We start from the raw sequence: 8,180 nt of genomic DNA, 5'->3' as shown, positions 1-8,180 counted from the left end.
ACACGGCGACGACGGTGAGCACACCTTCCAGCCCCTTGAAGTCGTCCGCATTGCGGGTGAAGAGCGGCAACCCCCTGACGGAGGCGATGGACGCGATCATCAGGTCCATGCGACGGGGGCGGGGGTTGCGGCCCGCAGCGACGGCAAGGGACACCAGGCTCCCGTACCGGGCAGCCGCCTCGCCGTCAAAGGGGAGCGGTTCGAAGTCGGCCACGGCAGCGCCCAGCTTCTCCATCCGCGCCGCCCGCCCGGCCGCGTCCCCGGCCATCGCCACACCTTGCTGAAGCTCGGCCATCGTCACGGCGGTGAGTGCCGGAAAGGCAGGGAGATCCTCGGCACGCAGCAGGTCAAGGTCGATGTACGTGCAGGTGTCGAGCACACCTACTCGGTAGCCCTCAGCCATGCACGCGCTCCCAGGGATCGTCGTCCCCGGCCCGGTCCTCGCCACCGAAGAGCTCGTCCGCCTCGCGACGCATCAACGCACCGTCCACGCGGGGAAGCCGCCGGTGCCGGGCCACCAGTTCCTCGGCACTCAGCCTCCGCTTACGCGTGAGCGGCCTGAGCTCCGCGACCTCTATCCCGTTTCGGGTGATGTGGAAGATCTCGCCCTCCTCCACAGCGTTCATGACATCCGCGGACCGGTTCCGGAACTCGCGCTGCGTGATGGTCTTCATGCGTCCAGCGTAGCTCTACGTGTCTCGCTGTGCTACATCGTTCTCGATGCCCACGGTCCATGAGGTCCAATGGCCGCATGACCGACGCATCCGCCTCCGCCGCACAGCACGCCTTCCGTGACCTGCTCCACGCCCAGCGTGTGTGGGACATCGAACTCCCCGCCTTCGACGCGGCCGCCGCGCCGCAGGCCCCGCTCCCCCTCTTCCACTCCTGGTTCGCCGAGGCGGTGGCCGCCGGGCAGGTGGAGCCGCACACGATGGCCCTGGCCACGGCCGACGCGGAGGGGCTGCCCGATGTGCGCACCCTGATGCTGCACGACGCGGACGAGCGCGGCTGGCACTTCGCCACCCACGCCACCAGCGCGAAGGGCCGCCAGCTGGCCGCCCGCCTCCACGCCGCGCTCGGCTTCTACTGGCCCGCGCAGGGGCGGCAGGTACGGGTGCGGGGCCCGGTCACCGCGTGCTCCGCCGCCGAGAGCCGGGCCGACCTGCACGCCCGTTCCACCGGGGCGCTGGCCTCGGCGCTGGTGGGGCGGCAGAGCGAGGTACTGGGCTCGTCCGCGGAGCTGGACCGCGCCTCCGACGCGGCCTGGGACCGGGCACGGGAGGAGCCGGACGCGGAGGTGACCAGCTGGACGCGGTACGTGGTCGAGCCCTACGAGGTCGAGTTCTTCCAGGGCGACGCACGGCGGCGGCACATCCGGCTGCGCTACCACCGGGAGGCCGGGGCGGCCGGAGCGGCCGGGACCGCCGGGGCCTGGCAGCGGGAGCTGCTCTGGCCCTGACGGCCGCCGGGCGCCCCGGCCGCCGCCCGCTCAGTTCACCGTGATCGCCTGCACGGGGCAGGCGCGGGCCGCCTCACCGACCATGGGACCGGCGAGGGCGTCTCCCGGTTCGGGCAGCAGCTCACTGAACCCGTCGTCGTCCTGGGTGAACACCTTGGGTGCGGCGAGCGCGCACTGCCCCGCGCCGATGCACACGTCCTTGTCAATATCGATCTTCATCGTCATCTGCACCTCGCCGGAGTTTTCGTTCGGATGTCGGTCGCCCTGGATGCCGGTCACCACGTGACGGGCAGTTCCAGCAGCCCCTGGATCGTGTCCCCCGGCTTGAACGGGACGTCCTCGGCGGGCACCGCGAGCCGCAGACCGGGAAGACGCTCGAAGAGGGCGGGCAGCGCGATCTCCAGTTCGGCCCGTGCCAGATTCTGGCCCAGGCACTGATGGATGCCGAAGCCGAACGCGACGTGGTTGCGCGCGTTGCGGCCGAGGTCCAGCTCGTCGGGCGACGGGTACACGGACTCGTCCCGGTTGATCACCGACGTGGACAGGAGGACCCCGTCACCCGCCCGGACGGTCACCCCGCCCACCTCGATGTCCTCGACGGCCACCCGCGACAGCCCGTCCGCGATGGACAGGAACCGCAGCAGCTCCTCCACCGCGGCCGGCATCCCGCTGCCGGGGTCATCACCGGTGGAGGCACCGGCCGCGCGCAGCAGGGCCAGCTGTTCGGGGTGCTGGAGAAGAGTGAAGGTGCCGAGCGAGATCATGTTCGCGGTCGTCTCATGACCGGCCACCAGCAGGATCTCGGCCAGCCGCACCAGCTCCTCGCCGTCCACCGCACCGGTCTCCAACTGCTTGACGATCAGCTCGTCCAGCAGCCCCTCACCGGGATCGCGCCGCTTGCGCTCGATCAGTACCCGGAAGTACTCGTCGAGGGCGTCCCGGGCCGCCTCGACGTCGGAGGCCTCGGGGCCCCGGAGCAGCTTCCGCGACTGCGCCTCGAAGAACTCGTGGTCCGCGTAGGGCACCCCGAGCAGCGCGCAGATGACCATGGAGGGCACGGGCAGCGCGAAGGCGTTGACCAGATCGGCCGGCGGACCCTGCTCGACCATCGCGTCGAGCAGGGCGTCCACGGTCGCCCGGATCTGTGGCCGCAGGGCCGCCGTCCGCTTGACCGTGAAGCTCGGGATCAGCATCCGGCGCTGGACGTTGTGCTCCGGATCATCGACGCCGATCAGTTCGACGCGCCGCTGGGTGGTCTCGGCCAGCCGCTTGGCGAACAGCGGGAACGCGGGATTCTCCCGGTCGGACGACAGCCTGGGGTCCACCAGGAGCGACCGCGCCTCGGCGTGCCCGGTGACCAGCCACACCGTCCGGCCGGTGTAGAGCCGGACGGGGGTCACCGACTGCTGCCCCCGGCTCTCACTCGGATAGCCCGTCGGCGGGTGGTAGGGGCAGGTGCGGTTCTGCGGAAAGGTGACGGTCTCGGTCTCTGCCATGGAGGGCCTCGCAAAGAGTGGGGGCGTCCTGCCGATCACCCACCACTAGATGCCTCAGGCACCTAGATGGGCTAGACGATGTTCGGCCAAATCCCCCGTACCCGGCCATCGGATGACGATCGGGACCACCCCGCCCCCCGTTTACCCGTCGGGCTTATCCGCTTTCAACCGCCGAGGAGCACTATGGGAAGCAGATGAGGACTGGAGGTCACCCATGACCCGAACCCGTAGCCGGTACGCCCCGGACCGCGGACTGACCACACGCATGGTCACCACCATGTTCCTGATCGGTCTGCTGTACGTGGTACTGGTCGGCGTACTGCTAGCCGTGCTGCGCGGCGCCTGGCCGATCATCCTGATCATCACCGGCGGCATGTTCATCGCCCAGTTCTGGTTCAGCGACCGCATCGCGGCCTTCAGCATGGGCGCCCGCGAGGTCACCCCGGAGCAGGCGCCGGAACTGCACGGGGCCATCGACCGGATCTGCGCTCTCGCCGACATGCCCAAACCGCGGGTGGCCATCTCCCAGAGCGACGTCCCGAACGCCTTCGCCACCGGCCGCAGCGAACGCACGGCCCTCGTCTGCGCGACCACGGGACTACTGCGCAGACTGGAGCCCGAGGAGCTGGAGGGCGTGCTCGCCCACGAGATGTCGCACGTCGCGCACCGTGACGTCGCCGTCATGACGATCGCCTCGTTCCTCGGCGTTCTCGCGGGCATCATCACCCGTGTCGCCCTGTGGGGCGGTTTTTCCCGCTCCAGCCGGAGCAACGACCCCGTCGGCATCGCGATCATGCTGATTCCGCTGATCAGCGCGGTGGTCTATGCCCTGAGCTTCCTGCTCACCCGGCTGCTGTCGCGCTACCGCGAGCTGTCCGCCGACCGCACCGCCGCCCTGCTCACCGGCCGGCCCTCGGCCCTCGCCTCCGCCCTCACCAAGGTGAGCGGCCAGATGGCCCGGATCCCGACGGAGGACCTGCGGAAGGCGGAGCCGTACAACGCCTTCTACTTCGTCCCGGCCTTCTCCTCCAAGGAGAGCCTGAGCCGGCTGCTCTCCTCGCACCCCACGCTGGAACAGCGCCTGGACCAGCTGGCCCGCATCTCCGCCGACCTTGCCCGCCCGTAAGGAGCGTCCATGGGCCTGCTCGACACCATCCTGGGCCGCAGCAAACCGGTCCGCCCCGACCTCGACCAGCTCTTCGCCGTCCCGTCCGCCGCCCTCACCCTCCAGGCCGCGACGGGCTTCGTACCGACCGGCCTCGGCTCGGTGTGCTTCGCGGGTGTGGAGGGCGGCACCTTCGCCCGTATCCAGCAGGACGTACGGGAGCTGCTGGACGCGGACACCGCGAGCGGCGGCGTCCCGGTGGAGTTCAGCCGGGACTCCTACGGCTACACCTGGCTGCTCGCCCGGCAGCCTGCCGAGGACACCGCCTCACTCGTCAACGATCTGCACGCGGTGAACACCCTGCTCCAGGACGGCGGCTTCGGCCCGCAGCTCCTCTGCTCGCTGGTCAGCTTCCGGGACGAGCGGGAACGGCCGCTGGCCCTGGTCTACCTCTACAAGCGCGGCACGTTCTACCCCTTCGCCCCGCTGCCGGGCGGCGAGAAGCGCGACAACGAACTCGAACTCCAGGTCCGGGCCGCCCTAGGCGACGACCTCCGCGTGGAGAAGGACCTGGCCCGGTGGTTTCCGGTGTGGGGGGCGCCGGGGCTGTGAGGCAGCGCATCTCAGAAGGTGCGGCGGGTCCACGTCATGGGCGAACAGCGGCCGTATCCTGCGGACCGAGGTAGAACATTTCCGGGTCGCCCTCGTCCAGGCCGTGGAGCAGACCGGCCGGCGCCCATCCCGCTCGCTGAAGCAGCCGCTGCATCGGCTGGTTGGAGACGTTCGTCGAGGTGAACAGCTTCGGGGTGACGCACGAAGCCGCAGCCTCCGCCAGCAGCCGCCCGCCCACACCCCGGCCACGGGCGGCGGGCGCCACCATCAGCATCGTGACGAAGCCCTGCTCGAAGAACGTGTACTCCACCACGCAGTACCCCAGGGGCCCGGACGCGTCTTCGGCCATGATCGCGAGGCCCTGCCCGCACCACCGTCCGATGTTCGTGCACCGCCCCTCGTCGCCTTCCGCCGCGACCGAGTCGATCCGGACCAGCGCGTCCGCATCCGACCCACTCGCGCGGCGCACGGCGAACCCATCCGCGAGGCGCACCGGTCAGCCGTTGCCGGCCGCGTGCCCCAGGAACGCGGTCCAGGCGGCGGGGGCGACCGCGAAGGTCGGCCCGTCGGTGACCTTGGAGTCGCGGACGTGGACGGTGTGCGGGCAGGTGGCGACCTCTACGCAGGCCGCGCCCTCGTTGCCGCTGTAGCTGGACTTGTGCCAGGCGTAGGCGACTTCGATGCATTCGCCGCCCTCATTGCCGCTGTAGCTGGACTTGAACCAGGTCAGTCCGGGTCCGTGGTTCACAGTTGCCCCACCTTCGTCTCGATGATCTCCGCAGACTTCCAGGGGTTGAGCGCCTGGGCCCGCAGAATGCCGAAGAGGTCGAACATGTCGCTCACCGGCTCCGGCTTCGAGATCAACCTATCGTCGCCATGCGCTTCCACGTACAGCAGACTTCGGCCTTCTTCCGTGGCCATCAACTTCATCGGTCCCATCAGCCCCGCGTGCGTGTGCTGGGCCGACGGCATCACCTGCACCGTCAGGTGGTTGAACCGCTCAACGCAGTCGAGCAAGTGCCGCAGTTGTCCCTTCAGTACCTCGGGTCCGCCGAGGGTCCGGTCCAGGACCGATTCCTCGATGACGTAGCCGATGCGCGGCGGAGACGTGCGCGAGAGCACTGCCTGCCGCTCCAGCCTCGCTTCGACGTGCCGGATGATCTCGGCCTCGGAGTACGCAGGTACGCGGGAGCGGTGCAGCGCGTACGCGTACTCCTCCGTCTGGAGCAGGCCAGGGATCAGCATGGTCTCGTACGCGCTGATGACTCGCGCCGTCCGCTCCAACTTCGCCCAGTCCAGGAACTTCGGTGAGTACTTCTCCTCGTCCACCAGCTCACAGCACGCCTTCAACGCCCCGCCCGCGTCGAACACCTTGTCCGCATCGCGCAGGAACTCCAGCGAGGGAATGCGCTCCGCCCGCTCGTACGCCCCCAGCAGGGATTCCGACACCAACAGCTTCTCCGACGCGTCCTTCTGGGTCAGTCCCGCGCGCACCCGATGGATGCGAATCAGGTCCCCCACGAGCCTCCGCACCTGCGACGGCTCATTGCTCGTCCCCACAGCCACCACCACCCTTCCCACATCACCTTGATGTGGACCGTGTCCTCCTGGTCACGCTACGCAACCGGCGGAATGCTCGTAGCCATGACGAGCAAGGAACTCCCCGAATGGGTACCCGCCTCGGGGCTCCAACTCCACCTGTCCGGCATTTACTTCGACGCGATCCGGCTGCGCGGCGTACGGGGCGAGGCGGTGCTGCACCATCTGGCCACCCTCACCGACGGCGATCCGGGGCCCGTCGTGCGGGAGATCGCGGGGGCGCGGTGGACGTACTTCCTGCTGGCGCCCGGTGCGAGCCGGGGCTTCGACTGGCCGCCCGGCGCGAAGTGCTTCGGCCCGGCCGCCCGCGACCAGTACGTGGGGATTCCCGCGGCGCACGGCAACACGTATCCGCTGAGCTGGCGGTGCGGGGCGCCGGAGGCGGGGGACTTCGTGGACGCGGAGCTGCTGTACGGAGTGGTGACGGCCCAACTCGTACCCGAGGAGTGACCGGGCCACGGCCCCTGGCCTCGCGTGCCGGCGTCCGTATCATCAGGCGCATGACTGCAGAGCCCTCGCGATCCGCCGGCCGTATGCGCGCCTCCGACGCCGACCGCGAAGCGGTCGTGGAGCAGTTGCGGGAGGCGGCGGCCGAGGGCCGGATCGACCTCGACGAGCTGGACACCCGGCTGGGGCAGGCGCTCGTGGCCAAGACGCGCGGCGAACTCGCGCCGCTCACCGACGACCTCGGGCCGGCCGTGTTCGACTCGGGTGAACCGCTGACCCTGCGGGGCGGCATCCACGGCGCGGAGCGGACCGGCCGCTGGAAGGTGCCGCCGCGGATTCACGCGAAGGGCGGCATGGGCGGCGTACGTCTCGACTTCACGCGGGCGGAGTGCCGGCTGCGTGAGATCGAGGTGGAGGTGGACGCGCAGATGGCCGGGGTGCGGATCGTGATCCCGGTCGGCTGGCAGGCGGACACCGACGGGCTGGACCCCTCGCTCGGCGGCCTCAAGGACAAGACCTCCGGGGAGCGGCTGCCGGGCGCGCCGCTGATCCGGCTCACGGGCACGTGCGGCATGGGCGGCGTGCTCATCCGCCACCCCAACCTCCTGGAGCGCCGCAGGCAGCGCAGGGACCAGGCGCGCTGAGCGGCGGCCGGACCGGTACTACGAGGGCCGGACGGTGAGGATCTGCTGGGCCTGGCCGACGGGTCCGTTGATGTCGTGCAGGACGGTGCTGGTGATGCCCTGGCCCGTCGGACCGAAGACGACCGTGGTGTCGAGCCCGGTCCAGCGGCCTTCGGGCTGCCGGTGCAGGTGGATGGTCAGGTCGACGTTGGGGAACGTCCAGGCGCTGGGCTGCTGGCGTACGGCTATGCCGTTGGCCGTGTCGACGAGCGCGATGTAGGACGCGAGCGTACTGACGGGCTCACCCGCGACGAGGTCGAGGGGCGTGGAGATCCAGGCCGTCGTACGGCCCGGCTGGGGCGGCGCGAGCGGGCGGACGTCGATGGACGCGATGTAGCCGCCGGGCCAGACGTCGGCCATGGCCCAGGGCGCGAGTGCCTCGGGGGCCGTGAGCCGGTCGGCGGCGCCCCCGGCGACGGCGGCGGTGTCGCCGGAGGCGAGGCACCAGGCCCTGGCACGTACGACGGGACGGTCGGCGATGAGGGCGACGGCTTCGACCAGTTCGATGGTGCGGCCGGGGCGGATGGTCTCGACCCGGATCTCGCACTCGTCGAGGGCGAGCCGGCCCAGGATGTCGAAGCTGATCCGGGACAGCAGCAGGCCGGTTCCCGGCCGGTCGGCCAGGTGCCGGTCGATGGCGTGGACGACGAGGCCACCGAGCGGGCTGAAGTGCACTTCGTCCGTGCTCCACGCACCGCTCGCGTGGGCGGTGGGCTTGTAGCGGTGTGCGTCGATGCGCTCGTAGTAGCTGCCGGTGTCCATCGGTTGCGTCCCTCGCG

At 70.3% G+C, this 8,180-nt stretch carries 13 protein-coding genes; 5 read left to right on the top strand and 8 right to left on the bottom strand.

All coding sequences use genetic code 11. The features are described from left to right. Together J1C73_RS30015 and J1C73_RS30010 are read right to left on the bottom strand one after the other, a co-directional pair. Positions 1-403: type II toxin-antitoxin system VapC family toxin (locus tag J1C73_RS30015; protein WP_207319136.1), on the bottom strand; the 403-nt coding region annotated here is incomplete at its 3' end. Then, positions 396-674, bottom strand: coding sequence for a type II toxin-antitoxin system Phd/YefM family antitoxin (locus tag J1C73_RS30010; protein ID WP_207319135.1), 279 nt, complete (start codon positions 672-674; stop codon positions 396-398). The genes J1C73_RS30010 and J1C73_RS30015, both read right to left, overlap by 8 nt. Positions 675-751: 77 nt before the next feature. On the opposite strand from J1C73_RS30010, the gene J1C73_RS30005 reads away from it, so the two are divergent. Continuing rightward, on the top strand, positions 752-1,459 hold the full coding sequence (locus J1C73_RS30005; protein ID WP_207319134.1) for a pyridoxine/pyridoxamine 5'-phosphate oxidase: 708 nt from the start codon (positions 752-754) through the stop codon (positions 1,457-1,459). Positions 1,460-1,489: 30 nt separating this feature from the next. Here J1C73_RS30005 and J1C73_RS30000 read toward each other — a convergent pair whose 3' ends face one another. Together J1C73_RS30000 and J1C73_RS29995 are read right to left on the bottom strand one after the other, a co-directional pair. Next, entirely contained in the window at positions 1,490-1,678 is a 189-nt protein-coding gene (locus J1C73_RS30000) for a ferredoxin (RefSeq protein WP_207319138.1), read from the bottom strand. A gap of 56 nt (positions 1,679-1,734) precedes the next feature. Beyond that, a complete protein-coding gene (locus J1C73_RS29995; RefSeq protein ID WP_207319133.1) occupies positions 1,735-2,955 on the bottom strand; it encodes a cytochrome P450 in 1,221 nt (406 codons plus the stop codon). Between the two features lie 214 nt (positions 2,956-3,169). Between J1C73_RS29995 and htpX the strand changes: the two genes are divergently transcribed. Together htpX and pspAB are read left to right on the top strand one after the other, a co-directional pair. Beyond that, positions 3,170-4,081 (top strand): zinc metalloprotease HtpX, encoded by a 912-nt coding sequence (htpX, locus tag J1C73_RS29990; protein WP_207319132.1) that lies wholly within the window; start codon positions 3,170-3,172, stop codon positions 4,079-4,081. A gap of 9 nt (positions 4,082-4,090) precedes the next feature. Then, entirely contained in the window at positions 4,091-4,672 is a 582-nt protein-coding gene (pspAB, locus tag J1C73_RS29985) for a PspA-associated protein PspAB (RefSeq protein ID WP_207319131.1), read from the top strand. Between the two features lie 34 nt (positions 4,673-4,706). Here pspAB and J1C73_RS29980 read toward each other — a convergent pair whose 3' ends face one another. Genes J1C73_RS29980 through J1C73_RS29970 form a run of 3 tightly spaced genes read right to left on the bottom strand, consistent with a single transcriptional unit; the run spans position 4,707 to position 6,193 of the window. Further along, positions 4,707-5,141, bottom strand: a complete 435-nt coding sequence (locus J1C73_RS29980) for a GNAT family N-acetyltransferase (RefSeq protein WP_123462333.1) — start codon at positions 5,139-5,141, stop codon at positions 4,707-4,709. 27 nt (positions 5,142-5,168) lie between these two features. Beyond that, positions 5,169-5,420 (bottom strand): DUF397 domain-containing protein, encoded by a 252-nt coding sequence (locus J1C73_RS29975; protein WP_123460948.1) that lies wholly within the window; start codon positions 5,418-5,420, stop codon positions 5,169-5,171. Beyond that, a complete protein-coding gene (locus J1C73_RS29970) occupies positions 5,417-6,193 on the bottom strand; it encodes a helix-turn-helix domain-containing protein (RefSeq protein WP_207319130.1) in 777 nt (258 codons plus the stop codon). Before J1C73_RS29970 ends, J1C73_RS29975 begins: the two co-directional genes overlap by 4 nt. A 123-nt stretch (positions 6,194-6,316) precedes the next feature. Between J1C73_RS29970 and J1C73_RS29965 the strand changes: the two genes are divergently transcribed. Then, complete coding sequence (locus J1C73_RS29965) at positions 6,317-6,721, top strand: hypothetical protein (RefSeq protein ID WP_207319129.1); 405 nt, start codon at positions 6,317-6,319, stop codon at positions 6,719-6,721. 50 nt (positions 6,722-6,771) lie between these two features. Further along, the gene (locus J1C73_RS29960; protein WP_207319128.1) at positions 6,772-7,362 is read left to right on the top strand and encodes a DUF1707 SHOCT-like domain-containing protein; all 591 of its coding nucleotides are present in this window, start codon (positions 6,772-6,774) and stop codon (positions 7,360-7,362) included. Between the two features lie 18 nt (positions 7,363-7,380). On the opposite strand, the gene J1C73_RS29955 is transcribed toward J1C73_RS29960, so the two are convergent. Then, positions 7,381-8,163: a thioesterase family protein gene (locus J1C73_RS29955; protein WP_207319137.1), complete on the bottom strand. Its 783-nt coding sequence runs from the start codon at positions 8,161-8,163 to the stop codon at positions 7,381-7,383. Positions 8,164-8,180 lie beyond the last annotated feature (17 nt).

Source organism: Streptomyces laculatispora (assembly GCF_017353455.1).
Taxonomy (GTDB): Bacteria; Actinomycetota; Actinomycetes; order Streptomycetales; family Streptomycetaceae; genus Streptomyces; species Streptomyces laculatispora.
Note: the sequence above shows the minus strand (reverse complement) of the source record. Positions and strands in the feature narration are given on the sequence as shown.